This window comes from Cupriavidus plantarum (assembly GCF_905397285.1).
Classification (GTDB): domain Bacteria; phylum Pseudomonadota; class Gammaproteobacteria; order Burkholderiales; family Burkholderiaceae; genus Cupriavidus; species Cupriavidus plantarum.
Window position 1 is genome coordinate 15,448 of record NZ_CAJPUX010000005.1, and the last position, 15,337, is coordinate 30,784.

Below are 15,337 nucleotides of genomic sequence, written 5' to 3' on the forward strand. Positions count from 1 at the left end.
TTGACGCACTGTTCAGCAGAGCGAACAATGGGCGAATGGCAAACGATAACAAAGACATCGGCGGGTCGCATGTCGAGACCCGCTGGTCGCTCGTCTATTCCCTCGTCGTGCTGGGCGAACTCGGCAGCTACACGGCCGCCGCCGCGCGCCTTGGCCTCAGCAAAAGCGCGCTGAGCCAGCGCATCGCGGAACTGGAACGCGCCGCCGGCGTGGCGCTCGTTCGACGGACCACGCGCAGCATGCGGCTGACCGAGGCGGGCCAGCAACTGGCCGATAGCACGCGCGCGTCGTTCGAGGACATCGAGCGGAGCTTTGCCGGCGTGCGGGATCTCGTGGGGGAACCGCGCGGACTGGTGCGGGTCACCGCGCCGGTCGCGCTGGGCCGCCAGCAGATCGTGCCGCGCATACCCGCGTTCCTGAAGACCTGCCCCGACGTCCGCATCGAACTCGAACTGTCGGACCGGCTGTCCTCCCTCGTGCAGGAAGGCTTCGACCTCGCCATCCGCCATACCGCCGCCGCGCCCGATACGCATGTTGCCTGGACCCTGTGCCGCACGCATGCGGTGCTCGTGGCCTCGCGCGAATATCTGAAGCGTCATGGCACGCCCACCTCCCCCGAGGCCCTGGCCGACCACGTCTGCCTGCCCTACTTCCGGCGCGGCGAAACGCCCGCCTGGAGCTTCGAGCCCGTGCGCGGCGGCGGCGCGCGGCGCAACGTGCCGATCCGCGGCAGTTTCTCGGCGAACAACAGCGAAGTGCTGCGGGAAGCGGCCTTGCAGGGGCTCGGTATCGCACTGCTGCCGGACTTCTCCGCTCAAGAGGAGTTGCGGGCGGGACGGCTGATTCAGGTGCTGCCCAACTGGCGTTCGGCGGGCGCGTTCGGCAACCACCTCTTCGCGATCCGCCCGTACAGCCCCTATGTGCCGCTGGCCGTGCGCGCGTTCGTCGACTACCTGCGGCAGGCGCTGAAGGACGGCTTCAAGACCTCAAAATAAATTTCGCGATCGATGGAATAGGCGGTTTCGACGGTTCGTCCTACTGGCAGACAGCGCAAGACACGACTGTTTGCCGACTCTCGAAAGGAACGATCATGAACCTCCAACGCTCGCTTGTGTCCACCGCGGCCACCTTGGCCGCACTCTCCGCCTTTGGTGTCCTCGGCTTCACGCAAGCCGCCTCCGCGCAGGAAAAGCCCGCGCCGATCAAGAACGTGGTGCTGGTGCACGGCCTGTACGCCGATGGATCGAGCTGGGAAAAGGTGATTCCCATTCTCCAGGCGAAAGGCCTGCACGTGACCGCCGTGCAAAATCCGACCACCTCCCTCGACGCCGACGTCGATGCCGTCAAGCGCGCGCTTGCGCTGCAGGACGGTCCGACCGTGCTGGTGGCCCACTCGTATGGCGGCATGGTCATCAGCGAAGCGGGCGTCGACCCCAAGGTGTCCTCGCTGGTCTACATTGCGGCGCGTGCCCCCGATGCCGGCGAAGACTACCCTGCACTGACCAAGAAATTCCCCGCCGCGCCGGCCGGTGCGGGCCTGCAATGGTCGGGCGATTATGCAAAGCTGTCCGAACAGGCCTTCGTGAAGGACTTCGCCGGCGATCTGCCCGAGGCGCAGGCCCGCGCCTACTATGCGGTGCAGCAGCCGATGGGACGGCCGATCACGATGGCAAAGACCACCGTCGCGGCATGGCGCCAGAAGCCGTCCTGGTATGCCGTCTCGACCGAAGACCGCACGATCAACCCGGATCTCGAGCGCTTCATGGCCAAGCGCATGGGCGCCCATACGATCGAGCTCCCGGCCAGCCACGTGTCGCTGCTCTCCCGCCCGCAGGAGGTCGCCAACCTGATCCTGCAGGCGGCGGGCCAGCCGGCCAATTGAGCCGCCTTCCCGCGCCGATTATGAAGCTGGCTTGCTAAGTCTTTGAACCGGGTAACCACTTCCCAGTGCCGTGACAGTCTCGTAGGATGCCGGGGGGCCCGAATGTGGCCCTCCCATCCCTGCACGAGACACCATGACCACCACACTAAAAATCAACGGTCAGGTCCATGAGGTGGACCTTTCCCCCGATACGCCCCTGCTGTGGACGCTGCGCGATTCGCTCGGCTTCACGGGTACCAAGTTCGGCTGCGGCATGGCGCTCTGCGGTGCCTGCACCGTCCATGTCGACGGCCAGCCCACGCGCTCCTGCGTGACGCCGATCTCGACGATCGCCAACAAGTCCGTCAACACGATCGAGTCCGTCGAGAACGATCGCGTCGGCAAGGCCGTTCAGGATGCCTGGGTCGAACTCGGCGTGGCGCAGTGCGGCTACTGCCAGGCCGGTCAGATCATGACCGCGACCGCCTTCCTCAAGAGCAACCCGCGCCCCACCGATGCCCAGATCGTGTCCGCGATGAGCGGCAACATCTGCCGCTGCGGCACCTATACGCGCATCAACGCGGCCGTGAAGCGCGCGGCCGCCACGCTGAACGGGAGGAAAGCATGAGCACCGTCATGACTCCCGAGCGCCCGTCGCGCCGTGCCTTTCTCCAGGCTGGCGCCGCACTCACGCTGGCCGTACAGGCCGGCGGACTGGTGTCGCTGGCCCATGCGGCGGATGCCAAGAGCGGTCCCAAAAAATACGGCGGCGACGCCATGCCCGGCGGTGTGGTCGATAACCCGCTGGTCTTCGTGTCCATCGCGACCGACGGCACCGTGACCATCGTCGCGCACCGCGTGGAAATGGGCACCGGCGTGCGGACCAGCCTGCCGATGGTGGTCGCCGACGAAATGGAAGCCGACTGGACGCGCGTGAAGATCGTGCAGGCGGACGCCAACGAAGCGCGTTACGGCAGCCAGAACGTCGATGGCTCGCGCAGCATGCGCCATTTCCTCACGCCGATGCGCCGCGTGGGCGCCTCCGCGCGGCAGATGCTCGAAGCCGCCGCGGCCGCTCAATGGGGCGTGCCCGTCGGCGAGGTCCAGGCCCGCAATCACGAGGTGCTGCACACCCCCAGCGGCCGCCGCCTGGGCTTCGGCGAACTGGCCGAAGCCGCCGCGAAGCAGCCCGTGCCGGCAGCGAACACGCTCGTGCTCAAGAAGCCCGAGCAGTTCCGCTACATCGGCAAGGGCAAGATCCTGCCGACCGACAGCCGCGACATCACGCGTGGCCGCGCCACGTATGGCATCGACGTACGCCTGCCCGGCATGGTGTACGCGGTCATCGCGCGCCCGCCGGTCTACGGCGGCAAGGTCAAGAGCTACGACGCCACCGAGGCCCTGAAGGTGCCCGGCGTGCAGCGCGTGGTCGAGATCAAGCCGTACGACGGTCCGCCGCTGTTCAACCCCGTGGGCGGCATCGCCGTGGTGGCGTCCAACACGTGGGCCGCGATGCAGGGCCGTGCCGCGCTCAAGATCGACTGGGATAACAGCGGCACGAAGAACGCGGATTACGAGTCGGCCGCGTTCCGCACCGCGCTGCAGGCCGCCGCGAGCCAGCCGGGCAAAGCCATGCGCAACGACGGCGACGCGCTCGCGACGCTGTCGGCCGCGCCGGCCGCGCGCAAGGTCTCGGCCGAGTACTACATCCCCCACCTCGCGCACGCGTCGATGGAATCGCCGGTGGCTACCGCGCGTTTCGTGGATGGCAAGTGCGAGATCTGGGCGCCGTCGCAGGCGCCGCAGGGCGCGCTGGAGAGCGTGGCCAAGCACGTGGGCCTCGACCCGAAGGACGTCACGGTCCACCTGACGCTGCTCGGCGGCGGCTTTGGCCGGAAGTCGATGGCCGACTTCATCTCCGAGGCCGCGCTGGTGTCGAAGGCGCTTGGCGGCACCCCCGTCAAGCTCCAGTGGACGCGCGACGACGACATTCGCCACGACTACTACCACACGGTATCCGTGGAGCGGCTCGAGGCCTCGCTCGACAACGGCGGCAAGCCGACGGCGTGGCTGCATCGCTCGGCCGCGCCGACCATCGCCTCCACGTTCGCGGTGGGCGCCGAAGGCAAGGCCGACTTCGAAGCGGCGATGACGGCCATCAACGTGCCATACGTGATCCCGGGCATCCGGCTCGAATCGGCCAACGTGCCCGCGCACGTACGGATCGGCTGGTTCCGCTCGGTCTCGAACATTCCGCATGCGTTCGCGGTGCAGAGCTTCGTCAGCGAACTCGCCTACAAGGCGGGCCGCGATCCGAAGGACTATCTGCTCGATCTGATCGGCCCGCCGCGCCGCATCGATCCGACCACGCTCTCGGACAAGTGGAATTACAACGAATCGCCGGAGGTATATCCGCTGGACACCGGCCGCATGCGCCGCGTGGTCGAGGAAGCCGCCCGTCGCGCGAACTGGGGCCGCAAGCTGCCGAAGGGCCATGGTCTGGGCATTGCGATGGCGTACAGCTTCGTGACCTATGTGGCCACGGTGGTCGAAGTGGCCGTCGATGCCAAGGGCGAGATCACGATTCCGCGCGTCGACATGGCCATCGACTGCGGCCCGCAGGTCAACCCCGAGCGCATCCGTTCGCAGGTCGAGGGCGGTTGCGTGATGGGCGTGGGCCTGGCGATGCTGGGGGAGATCACGTTCAAGGACGGTAGCGTGCAGCAGAGCAACTTCCACGACTTCGAGGTGCTCCGCTCGCATATGGCCCCGCGCGCCATCCATACGTGGCTCGTGGGCGGCGACTTCGACGTGCCCGCCGGCGGTGTCGGCGAGCCGCCGGTGCCGCCCGTGGCGCCCGCGCTCTGCAACGCGATCTTCGCGGCGACGGGCAAGCGCATCCGCTCGCTGCCGATCCGCGACCAGCTCACCCGGACCTGACACGGCTCGAATATGGGTCCGAGAACGCCGCGGCGCACCTGCCGCGGCGTTTTTTTTATGCCTTTTTGCAATGTTGCGTGTCGTTCGGGCCGCCAGATACAAAGGGACACAGGGACCCGCCCAACGTTGTCCATAATCGCCTCAACCCCTGTCATCCATGAGGCAAACCATGAAGCGAACCCTGATTCTGGCCAGCATGATCCTGTCGGCATTCACCGGCGAGCTGCGCGCGACCGCCGCGTGCCGCTGGGTGCCCGCCAGGGCGGCGTCCGTGCAGCCGCGCCGCGACTATCGCAAGGAGTCCCATCATGCGTAACGCCATCCGTGTCGCGCTCGCCGCCGCCGGCGTGGCCGCGCTCTATATCGTTGGCGCCGGCGCCAGCATCGGCAGTCCTACCGTCGGCGATCAGGGCAAGGCGCCCGAATTCGCCGGTATCGAGAAGTGGCTGAACTCGCAGCCGCTCACGATGGCGCAACTGCGCGGCAAGGTCGTGCTCGTCGATTTCTGGACGTACTCGTGCATCAACTGCGTGAACACGCTGCCGTACGTCAAGCAGTGGAACGAGAAGTACAAGGACAAGGGGCTCGTGGTCGTCGGCGTGCATACGCCCGAGTTTCCGTTCGAGAAATCCACGGCCAACGTGGAAGCCGCGATCAAGCGCTTCGGCATTACGTATCCCGTCGCGCAGGACAATAACTACGCGACGTGGTCCGCCTATCGCAACCAGTATTGGCCCGCCACTTACCTGATCGACGCCGATGGCAAGATCGTCTACAAGCACTATGGAGAAGGCGCGTACGGCGAAACCGAATCCGCGATCCAGAAGCTCTTGTCCGAACGCAAGCCGTAGGCTACCGCGGGGGCGTCAGGGCTCGCCGAGGGCGCCGCTGGGCCGCATGGTGGCGCTCTCGAGCAGCTTTTCGTGGATGTACGCGTGCAGCAGGATCGCCTCGCGTTCACCGCAGCCGTCGAACGCCACGCCCACGCAATGGAACGGCGCTTCGGCGATCCCATCCGTGTCTTCCCGCGTAAACCCCGTGATGGAGAACTTCGACTTGATGCCCGCCGCGCGCAGCGTGAAGTCGAGCCGCACCTCGCGCCCCGGCTCGGACAGCGCATTGCTGGCCGTATTGATCGATGCGCCGCCGAGGCTGATGTCGGTGAGCAGCACCGTCTGCGGCGAGAGGCTGCCATCGGCGACGGTCAGCTTGGCCACCACGCGAACGGGCACGCGCACACTGCCGCGCATTTCGCGCGTATCGACGTTGACGATGTCGGCCAGCATCCAGTAAGGAAATGGCGTGCGCGACGTCGCATGGACGCGCGCGGAGAAACTCAGGATGCTCGTACCGGTGAAGCCGCGGAACAGGACGGTGTCGCCATCGGTGACGTCGGCCGGCTTGCCCGTCAGGTTCGGCCACGCGATGAAGGCGGCGCCTTCGGCAAACCCGATCAGCCGGCTGACCGCCGCGCGGCTGGCGTCACCGGGGCGCTTCACGTGCAAGAGCGTCCCCACGGGCAGCCCATAGCGGTCGTGCCACGGCGAGGCGGCCTCGTCCGCGCCGAGGGGCGCCATATCGTCCGCCCAGAAGCAGCGGCCGGCCTGAAGCACCATCCGGCGTTCTTCGTCGGTCTGGAAGACGGTGCCCTCGTCGGCCACCGGAAACCCCAATTCGTCGACCAGGGCTGATTTCAGGGGCTTGCCCAGTTCGATGTCGTCCGCCTGAACCTCTTTACGCATAGAAAGCATCCATTCGCCATTCGTGCCGCGCCCGCGTGCGCCTCATCCATAACTCTAGCAAACTCGGATGGCCGTTTGGGCCAGCTTGAAGTGGGGGGACCGGTCACCGGCCGGCCATGCCATCGAGCACCTTCGCGGCGGCGAGGTGCTGCGGAATGGGCAATCCCTGCCGGGCGTTCTCGGGCGCGATCTGCACGCCCTGGGCGCTCCCGCGTGCCGCAAGATCGTTGCCCTTGCCATAAACGTCGCGCGTCACGTTGCCCACCTCGGTATCGGAGAGGTCCGCGCCGGCCAGCAGCACCGCGGCAGTGGCGATCGTCGGCACGGGCTCGTCCTGCTCCGAATACGCGCCCTTGACGATCGTGTAGGGAAAGTAACCGCGCTGCGTCGCGGCCAGCGCGTCGATGCCGGCCTTGTTCAGCGGCAGCAGCCGGATGCCGTCATCGGCGAGCATGTCGCGCACGCTATCCGCTGGCACGCCGATGATCTGCACCACGGCATCGACCGCATTGGCGCGCAGCGCCACCAGCGCATCGCCGATGTCGAGATCCTGCGGCACGATGTCGGGCAGCGCGAGCCCATGCGCCTGCAGCACGCGCACTGCCGTGGTCCGCGACGCCGAGCCCCGCGCCCCGATCGCAATGCGCTTGCCGCGCAGGTCCGCCATCGCCCTGACCGGCCCGCGCGCGCTGACGAGCACATGTACGGCCTCCGGATACAGGCTGCCGATGGCACGCAGCGCGCTGTACGGACCGCTCTCGGCGAACGCGCCTTTGCCCTCGTAGGCATCCAGCGCGGCGTCGCCCTGCGCAAGCGCGAGGGAGACGCGGCCATCGCGCAGCAGACGCAGGTTCTCTTCGCCGCCATGCGTGACCAGCGGCACCGCTCGGACCTTCGACGTCGCGGCCATCGCCTGCGCCAGGCGCAGGTACTGGCCATGCTCGGCGCCCGCCGCGATGGCATAGCCCGCGTCGAGGCGCGCACGCCGCGCCTGGATCGTCGCGTAGGCCGCCTGCAATTCCTGCTGGATCACAGCCTGTTCCGCCGGCGAGGCCGATTGCTGCGCGGCATCGACAACCTTGCGCATCGCGTCGAGGATAGCGGTGGGGCCCTGCGTGGCGTTGGTCGCGTACGCCGGGGCTTCCGCTGGGCGGTAGCCACCCGCCGCCACGGCCACCCAGCTATCGCCTTCGCGCCGATACAGCGCGGTGCCATGCGCGCGGATGATGTCGCCGGCCTTGTTGCCGCCGGAGGTGATGCCGCTGATGCCTTTGGGGCCCGCGCCGAGCGCGGAGACCAGTCCAGCCACGCCGGGTGCGTCCCATGCGCCGAAGTCGAAATCGCGCTTGAGCCGCAGGTCGGTGTCGAAATAGACGATGCGCCGCGTTTCGCCGGACGGCGCCTTGATGTCGGCCTGCGAGCCACGCCGCGCGAAGTCGGCGACTTCGAGGGTGCCGGGCGGCAGCGCCTGCGCGAGGCGTTCGTCCATGCCCTTACGCAGCGCGCCCGTATCGGGACCCCCGCCGCAGGCCGCAAGCGATAGGGCCACCGCGACGAAGGCCACGCAACGCAGGACGGTGGCTGGCATGATCAACCTCCCATGAACGGCAGCGCGAGCATGACCGTCAGCACGAACGCGTTCATCAGGTCGACGAAGAACGCGCCGGCGAGCGGCGCAATCAGATAGCTGCTCGGCGCGGGACCATGGCGCGCGGTGATCGCGGCCATGTTGGCCATCGCGGTCGCCGTGGAACCCATGTTGAAGCCGATGAACGCGGCCGACGTGACCGCGGCCTCGTAGTCGCGCCCCATGAAGCGAAAGCACACGAAGATCACGTAAAGCACGATGAAGACCACCTGCATCGCGATGATCAGCAGGAACGGCCCTGCGGAACGCGCCACGTCGACGACGTCGAGCGCCATCATCGTCATGACGAGGAACAGCGACAGGCAGGTGCTGGAGATCAGATCCGCCGCGCGGTCGTCCCACCGCACGCCGACGAACGGCAGCAGGTTGCGCAGCGCGATACCGGCCATCATGCACCACAGGAAAGACGGAATCGTGATGGCGCCACCGGAGAGCCGTTCCGCGAGCCAGCGGCTGGCGACCACCGCCGCCAGAATGCCGGCAAGCGCGCCGACGACCGCCACAGTCGAGATTGGCGAGGCGGACTCTCGCTCGCTGGCGACGGCGGCGTCGTCGGCCGCGGACCGCAGGCCGTACTTGCCGATCAGGTACTGCGCCACGGGTCCCGCGATGATGCCCCCGACAATCAGGCCGATCGTCGCCACCGTCATCGACAGCTCCATCACCTGCTGCAGGTTGTTGATCTCCGCGAAGCGCTCCGCATACGCGGCGCCGGTGCCGTGCCCGCCGACCAGCGTGATGGACCCGCCGACCAGCCCGAAGATCGGATGAAGGTCGAGCGCCTTCGCCATCGACACGCCCACCAGGTTCTGCACGAGGATGTACGGGAACAGGATGATGAGGAAGATCACGAGCGCGCGGCCGCCCCGACGCAGCATGCGCAGGTCCGCGGTCAGCCCCACGCCGCCGAAGAACATCAGCAGCAGCGTCGGCTTGATGCTCTGCTCCATCGTGATCTGGAACCCGCTGGTGGCATAGGCCAGCGACGCCAGCACCGCGAACAGCAGCCCGCCCGTGATGGGGTCCGGGATGTTGTAGCGGGACAGCACACCGACACGCCGATTGATCAGCGCGCCGATGAGCAGCATGACGAGTGCGGCCAGCAAACTGGCGACGGGTTCGAGTTTCATCGGGAAATCTCCCTTGTTCTTCGTTCTCGAACGGCGCATCAGTCTGGCGGCGCCGCGTGTGGACCCTATGGTGACCATAGGGCGCATGCGCCGTCTTTGCAACCCGACTTTATTTGACCGGATCAGCGATCCAGAGGTCAGGCGAGCATCGGTACCGCGCGGCCAACGGGCAACTGAAACGATGCCACCGTGCCACGCAGCACGCCTGCCTGTTCCTCCAGCGCCTGCGCCGCCGCCGCGGCCTCTTCCACCAGCGCGGCGTTCTGCTGCGTGACCTGATCCATCTGGTTCACGGCATGGCTCACCTGCTCGATGCCGGCCGACTGCTCGACTGACGCGGCGCTGATCTCGCCCATGATGTCCGTCACGCGGCGGACCGCCTGCACGACCTCGCCCATCGTGGTGCCGGCCTGATCGACCTGACGCGTGCCCGCCTCCACGCGGCTCACGGTGTCCTGGATCAGCGTGACGATCTCCTTGGCGGCCGTGGCGGAGCGCTGCGCGAGCGCGCGCACTTCGCCCGCCACCACCGCGAAGCCGCGGCCCTGTTCACCGGCCCGCGCAGCCTCCACCGCGGCGTTGAGCGCAAGGATGTTGGTCTGGAACGCGATGCCTTCGATCACGCTCGTGATGTCGCCAATTTTCTTCGACGCGGCATCGATCTCGCCCATCGTGTCCACCACGCGACGCACCGCCTCGCCACCGCGCGCGGCGGTATCGGACGCATCGACGGCAAGCTGGTTGGCCTGCTTCGCGTTGTCAGCGTTCTGCCGCACGATCGAGGTCAGTTGTTCCATGCTCGACGCCGTCTGCTGCAGCGCGCTGGCCTGCTCTTCCGTGCGTTGCGACAGGTCCTGGTTGCCGGCCGAGATCTGCCCGGTCGCCGTGGCAATCGCCTCGCTGCCCCCGCGCATGGTCTGGATCGTCGAGATCAGGCCCTGCTGCATCTGTTGCAGACCACGCAGCAGGCGGCCCATTTCGCATTGCGTGGTCGCGTGAATCGACCGCGTCAGATCGCCGCGCGCGATCTCGTCGAAGCTGTCGAGCATGCGTGCGAGCGGCACCGAGATCGCGCGCTGCAGGCCAACCGCGCAGGCAACCGCGGCCAACAGGCCGATCGCGATCGCTGCGGCCACGAGCCAGAGGAACTGCTGCGTGCGCGAAGTGGCTTGCGTGTAGAGCGCCTCCGCCTGCTTGCGCTGTTCGCCCTCGAGCTCCTCCATGACGGCGGAGAGGCCCGCGTTGCGCGGCGGCACGATGTTCATGATGATATTGTCGGCCGTGGTCGTGTCGCGCGCGCGCAGCGCCGTGAACAGCGGATCCAGCCCTTCCCTGAAGTACGCGGCACGAATGCCGTCGACCTTCTCCGCGAGCGCCTCCTCCGCCGGCGACATCGGCAGCGCCAGGTAGGCCTTCCACGCTTCGTCCGACTTGGCGCGGTACGCCTGCGCCTTGTCCACGGTGGCCATCGCGTCGGCGGCATCGGGATGCAGCATCACGCGGTCGAGCGTGGTGCGCACCACGGTCAGGTTGAGCTGGGCGCGCGCGACGTACGCCATCGCGGCCATCTCCTTGCCGTAGATCTCCTTGATATCGCGGTCGGCGGATTGCATGCCGACGGCACCGATGACACCGACGCTGGCCAGCAGCACCGCCAGCAGGACCAGCGCCGCGTTGAGTCGAAGCCGAATGGAAAACCTGTTGAACATGATGAGCACCTGTTACGTGGACTTACGTGCGTAACGGCGTAAAACGGGCGCACTTTAGCGCCAACGTCTGTAATGTATGGTCGGCAGCGCGAAATCGCGCCGCTCGGGGTACGATGGCAACCATTTCTGACCGCCGCCCCGATCATGAAGCGCCAATTCGACGACCTCCAGCTCGGCAGCATCGAACTCTTCAATCTCGCCGCGGAACTCAGCAGCTTCTCTGCCGCGGCCGTGGCCGCCGGCGTGACCCCCGCCGCGGTGAGCCGCAGCGTGTCGCGGCTCGAGGAACGGCTCGGCGTCCGGCTGTTCGTGCGGACCACGCGTCAGATCCGACTGACCGACGAAGGCCGCGCCTATTACGAACAGGCCCGCGTGGCGCTCGCCCAGCTCGTCGATGCCGAACGCATGGTCAGCGGCCAGCATGCCGCGCCGTCCGGCCGGCTGCGCATCAGCCTGCCGACACCCTATGCCCACTATCGCGTGCTGCCGGCCCTGCCGGAATTCCGCAAGCGCTATCCGGATGTCGAGATGGACGTCCACATCAGCAACCGCAACGTGGACTTTGCCGATGACACGTTCGACCTGTCGATACGTGGCCGCGCGCCGGACGATTCGACGCTCATCGCGCGCAAGCTGGAGGATGCCGAGATGGTCGTCGTCGGTACGCCGGCCTACCTGAAGAAGGCGCCGCCGCTGAGGTCGCTCGACGACCTGGCCGCGCACGAATGCATCGGCTTCGACATGCCGAGCAGCGGCCGCCGGCTGCCGTGGATCTTTCAGGTGGATGGGGAAACCATCGAAGTCGCCACCACCGGCACCTACCGGACCGGCGAGGACGCCCTGGGCGGCGCCACCCTGGCGCGCGCGGGCGCCGGGCTGTTTCAGACCTATCGCTTCGTGGTCGAGCAGGATCTGCGCGACGGGACGCTGGTGGAGGTGCTAAAGGACTTCGGGGGCAGTTCGCGGCCATTCGTGCTGCTCTATCCGCACGCGCGCCATCTTTCCAGCCGCGTGCGCGCGCTCGTCGACTTCCTCGTCGAGAAATTCTCGGACTAAACTTCGCCTTGACTTAAGTATCTCGATATACGAATATAAATTCCATATCGATCTTATTTAGAGATCATTATGGACCTCACCGAAGTCGAGATCTTCCGCGCCGTGGCGCAGGAACAGAGCGTCACGCGTGCCGCGGCGGTACTCGATCGTGCCCAATCCAACGTGACCACGCGCGTCAAGCAGCTCGAAGAGTCGCTGGGCGTATCGCTGTTCCGCCGCGACAGCAAGCGGATGATCCTCACGCCCGAGGGGCAGCGCTTTCTTGGATATGCCAACCGCCTGCTCGCGCTGGCCGAGGAAGCGCGGCAATCGATGCAGCAGGTCGTTCCCACGGGGCGGCTGCGCGTCGGATCGATGGAAGCGGCGGCCGCTAGCCGCCTCACCCATCCGCTGGCCCGCTTTCACAAGCAATGGCCCGACGTGGAGATCGAACTCCAGACCGGGACCACGCAGTTCCTGACCGACGCCGTGGCCGCCCATCGCGTCGACTGCGCGATCGTCGCCCATGCGCCAGCGGATACCGACAGCGATGGCGACACCGACAGCGCGCCGACATTCGCATCTGGCCTCGCGGGCACCTACCTGTTTACCGAAGACCTCGTGCTCGTGGTTCCGGCCAGCCACAAGCGCGTGCGCCGTCCATCGGACCTGACGATTCGCACGCTCGCCGCGTTCTCGCGCGGCTGCACGTATCGCCAGTGCGCGCTCGACTGGCTCGCCAGCGAAGGCGACCGCCCGCAGCACGACATCAAGGTGCTCGAGATGTCTTCGTATCACGCGATGCTCGCCAGCGTCAGTGCCGGTGCCGCGGTGGCGATCGTCCCGAAGTCGCTGCTGGACCAACATCGGTATGCGCTCGACGTACAGACCGTCAGCCTGCGCAAGGTGCCGTCGTACCTGATCCGCCGCGAGGGCTATGACACGGTCGCGTACACGGCATTCCTCGAGGAGCTGCAGCGTGTCTAGGCTCCCGTCCGTCACGCGGGCCGCGTCCGGCGCGGCCTCCGCCCCCGCCAAGGCGTCCCAACTCGGCGCCACCATCGCCGCGATGCTGGCATTGTCCGTGGCCATGGGCTTCGGCCGGTTTGCCTTCACGGGCATGTATCCGATCATGGTGCGCGACCATCTGCTGACCGTCGATGGCGGCTCGTGGGCGGCTTCCGGCAACTACGCTGGGTATCTGCTCGGCGCGCTGCTCGCGTCGCGCATGCCGACCGCGCGCGCGGCGGGCATCGCGCGCATTGCGCTCGTCGGCACCGTGCTCGCCCTGCTCGCGCTGGCGCTGCCGATGCCGACCGGCGCGATCATCGTCATCCGTCTCGTCGCGGGCGTGCTCAGCGCATTCGGCCTCGTCGCTGCCGCGGTCTGGCTGTTCTCGCACGTCGGCAACCATCGCGGCGCGCCCCTGCTGTTCGCGGGCGTCGGCGTCGGCATACTCGCCTCCGCTGAAATCATCGCGGGCGGCAACGTCGCGGGCTGGTCCAGTCCCGCGATGTGGATCGCGTTGTCCGTCGCGGCCGCCGCGTTCGTGCTGATCGCCTGGCCCGCCCTCGGGCGGGCGTATCCGCAAACCGGCGACGCGGCCGCGCACCACGCCGGCATCCCCGGACTCATCGGTCCCTGGGCCCTGATCGCCGCGTATGGGCTGGCCGGCTACGGCTATATCGTGACCGCGACCTATCTGCCGCTGTTCATCCACGATGCGCTGGGCCATATCGACCCCATTCACGTGTGGGCAGCCTTCGGCCTCGGCGCGGCCCCGTCCTGCTTCGCCTGGCATGCCGCGCACGAACGCTTCGGCACGCGGCGCGCGCTGTCGGTCAATCTGCTGCTGCAGGCGTTCGGCGTCCTGCTGCCCGTGCTCGTACCGTCCTCCGCGGGCTACCTGGGCAGCGCGGTGCTGGTCGGCGCCACGTTCGTGGGCACCACGACCATCGCGCTGTCCGCCGCGCGGCATGTCGCCCACCGCGTTAACTTCAACCTCGTTGCCGTGCTTACCGCCGCCTATGGCATCGGCCAGATCGCGGGGCCGCTGGCGTCCACCGCGTTGATGAGCCAGTCGCACAGCTTCACGTGGCCGCTCGTCAGTGCCGCCGGCGCGCTCGTCGGCGCCATCGTCTTCTGTTTTCTCTGATCCTGCATCGCTTATCGCTCGCGAGTCCATCATGTCCCTGCCCAATCCCCTGCTCTCCCGTCTCGGCATCGCGCTGCCGATCATCCAGGCCCCGATGGCGGGCGTCAGTACGCCGGCCATGGCGGCCGCGGTGTCCAACGCTGGCGGTCTCGGATCGCTCGGCGTGGGCGCAACCAATGCCGCGGGCGCGCGCAAGGTCATTCGCGAGACGCGCGCGCTGACCGGCAAGCCCTTCAACATCAACCTGTTCTGCCATCCGCCAGCGGTCGCGGATGTGGCGGTCGAGCGCGCATGGCTCGATTACCTCGCTCCGGAGTTTGCGAAGTGGGGCGCGGAGCCCCCGACGCGGCTCGCGGAAATCTACAAGAGCTTCGTCGCGGACGAGGAGATGCTGGAGATGCTGCTCGAGGAAAAGCCCGCCGTGGTCAGCCTGCATTTCGGGCTGCCGCGTCGCGAATGGCTGGACCGCCTGCACGCGGCCGGCATCTACCTGATGGCGAGCGCGACCAACCTCGCGGACGCGCGGCGGATCGAGGACGCCGGTGTCGACGCGATCGTCGCGCAGGGCGTGGAGGCCGGGGGTCATCGCGGGATGTTCGATCTGAACGCGGTGGATGAAGGCCTCGGCACGATGGCGCTCGTGCGTATGCTCGTGAAGAACGTCGGGCTGCCCGTCATCGCCTCGGGCGGCATCATGGACGGCGCCGGCATCGCGGCGGCGCTCGCGCTGGGCGCGCAGGCCGCGCAACTGGGCACGGCGTTCGTCACGACGACCGAGTCGGCGGCCGATGCGGCCTATCGCAACGCGCTGCTCTCCGGCGCACCGTTCCGCACGGCGTTCACGCGCTCGATCTCGGGCCGCGCCGCACGCGGCATCCACAACCGTTTGATGGCGCTCGGCGAGGCGCCCGGCCATCCGCGCGTGCCCGACTATCCGATCGCGTACGACGCCGGCAAGTCGCTGCATGCGGCGGCCAAGGCCAAGGGCTCGGCCGACTATGCGGCGCAGTGGTCAGGACAGGCTGGTTCGCTCGCGCGCGCCATGTCGTCGGCCGAACTCGTGGCGACGCTCGCCTCGGAACTCGAGGGCACCATCAAGGCCCTGCGCGGCTGACGT

At 67.6% G+C, this 15,337-nt stretch carries 14 protein-coding genes; 10 read left to right on the plus strand and 4 right to left on the minus strand.

Annotated features, from left to right (window positions below):
• The first annotated feature begins 35 nt into the window (after positions 1-35).
• The 6 genes from KHP16_RS20125 (at position 36) to KHP16_RS20150 (ending at position 5,652) form a co-directional block, all read left to right on the plus strand.
• A complete protein-coding gene (locus KHP16_RS20125; RefSeq protein WP_109584134.1) occupies positions 36-995 on the plus strand; it encodes a LysR family transcriptional regulator in 960 nt (319 codons plus the stop codon).
• A 95-nt stretch (positions 996-1,090) separates the two neighbouring features.
• On the plus strand, positions 1,091-1,882 hold the full coding sequence (locus KHP16_RS20130) for an alpha/beta hydrolase (RefSeq protein WP_211960982.1): 792 nt from the start codon (positions 1,091-1,093) through the stop codon (positions 1,880-1,882).
• 133 nt (positions 1,883-2,015) lie between these two features.
• On the plus strand, positions 2,016-2,489 hold the full coding sequence (locus tag KHP16_RS20135; protein WP_115954416.1) for a (2Fe-2S)-binding protein: 474 nt from the start codon (positions 2,016-2,018) through the stop codon (positions 2,487-2,489).
• A complete protein-coding gene (locus tag KHP16_RS20140; RefSeq protein WP_244214769.1) occupies positions 2,486-4,801 on the plus strand; it encodes a xanthine dehydrogenase family protein molybdopterin-binding subunit in 2,316 nt (771 codons plus the stop codon). The genes KHP16_RS20135 and KHP16_RS20140 overlap by 4 nt, the downstream gene beginning before the upstream one ends.
• A 169-nt stretch (positions 4,802-4,970) precedes the next feature.
• A complete protein-coding gene (locus KHP16_RS20145; RefSeq protein WP_167468494.1) occupies positions 4,971-5,117 on the plus strand; it encodes a hypothetical protein in 147 nt (48 codons plus the stop codon).
• The gene (locus KHP16_RS20150) at positions 5,110-5,652 is read left to right on the plus strand and encodes a thioredoxin family protein (RefSeq protein WP_115954415.1); all 543 of its coding nucleotides are present in this window, start codon (positions 5,110-5,112) and stop codon (positions 5,650-5,652) included. The genes KHP16_RS20145 and KHP16_RS20150 overlap by 8 nt, the downstream gene beginning before the upstream one ends.
• A 15-nt stretch (positions 5,653-5,667) precedes the next feature.
• Here the strand turns inward: KHP16_RS20150 and KHP16_RS20155 are convergent, their stop codons facing one another.
• The 4 genes from KHP16_RS20155 to KHP16_RS20170 all read right to left on the minus strand — a co-directional run bounded on the left by KHP16_RS20155 (position 5,668) and on the right by KHP16_RS20170 (position 11,030).
• Positions 5,668-6,543: a flagellar brake protein gene (locus tag KHP16_RS20155; RefSeq protein WP_109584130.1), complete on the minus strand. Its 876-nt coding sequence runs from the start codon at positions 6,541-6,543 to the stop codon at positions 5,668-5,670.
• Between the two features lie 103 nt (positions 6,544-6,646).
• Positions 6,647-8,131 carry a TAXI family TRAP transporter solute-binding subunit gene (locus tag KHP16_RS20160; protein ID WP_121492510.1) on the minus strand — a complete coding sequence of 495 codons (1,485 nt, stop codon included), beginning with the start codon at positions 8,129-8,131 and terminating at the stop codon, positions 6,647-6,649.
• 2 nt (positions 8,132-8,133) lie between these two features.
• The gene (gene gltS / locus KHP16_RS20165) at positions 8,134-9,321 is read right to left on the minus strand and encodes a sodium/glutamate symporter (protein ID WP_109584128.1); all 1,188 of its coding nucleotides are present in this window, start codon (positions 9,319-9,321) and stop codon (positions 8,134-8,136) included.
• Between the two features lie 137 nt (positions 9,322-9,458).
• Positions 9,459-11,030 (minus strand): methyl-accepting chemotaxis protein, encoded by a 1,572-nt coding sequence (locus KHP16_RS20170; protein ID WP_211960983.1) that lies wholly within the window; start codon positions 11,028-11,030, stop codon positions 9,459-9,461.
• 144 nt (positions 11,031-11,174) lie between these two features.
• On the opposite strand from KHP16_RS20170, the gene KHP16_RS20175 reads away from it, so the two are divergent.
• The 4 genes from KHP16_RS20175 (at position 11,175) to KHP16_RS20190 (ending at position 15,334) form a co-directional block, all read left to right on the plus strand.
• Positions 11,175-12,086: a LysR family transcriptional regulator gene (locus tag KHP16_RS20175; RefSeq protein WP_121492685.1), complete on the plus strand. Its 912-nt coding sequence runs from the start codon at positions 11,175-11,177 to the stop codon at positions 12,084-12,086.
• A 69-nt stretch (positions 12,087-12,155) separates the two neighbouring features.
• A complete protein-coding gene (locus tag KHP16_RS20180; protein WP_115954413.1) occupies positions 12,156-13,052 on the plus strand; it encodes a LysR family transcriptional regulator in 897 nt (298 codons plus the stop codon).
• A complete protein-coding gene (locus KHP16_RS20185; RefSeq protein ID WP_244835910.1) occupies positions 13,045-14,220 on the plus strand; it encodes a YbfB/YjiJ family MFS transporter in 1,176 nt (391 codons plus the stop codon). The genes KHP16_RS20180 and KHP16_RS20185 overlap by 8 nt, the downstream gene beginning before the upstream one ends.
• Before the next feature lie 31 nt (positions 14,221-14,251).
• A complete protein-coding gene (locus KHP16_RS20190; RefSeq protein WP_109584125.1) occupies positions 14,252-15,334 on the plus strand; it encodes an NAD(P)H-dependent flavin oxidoreductase in 1,083 nt (360 codons plus the stop codon).
• Positions 15,335-15,337 lie beyond the last annotated feature (3 nt).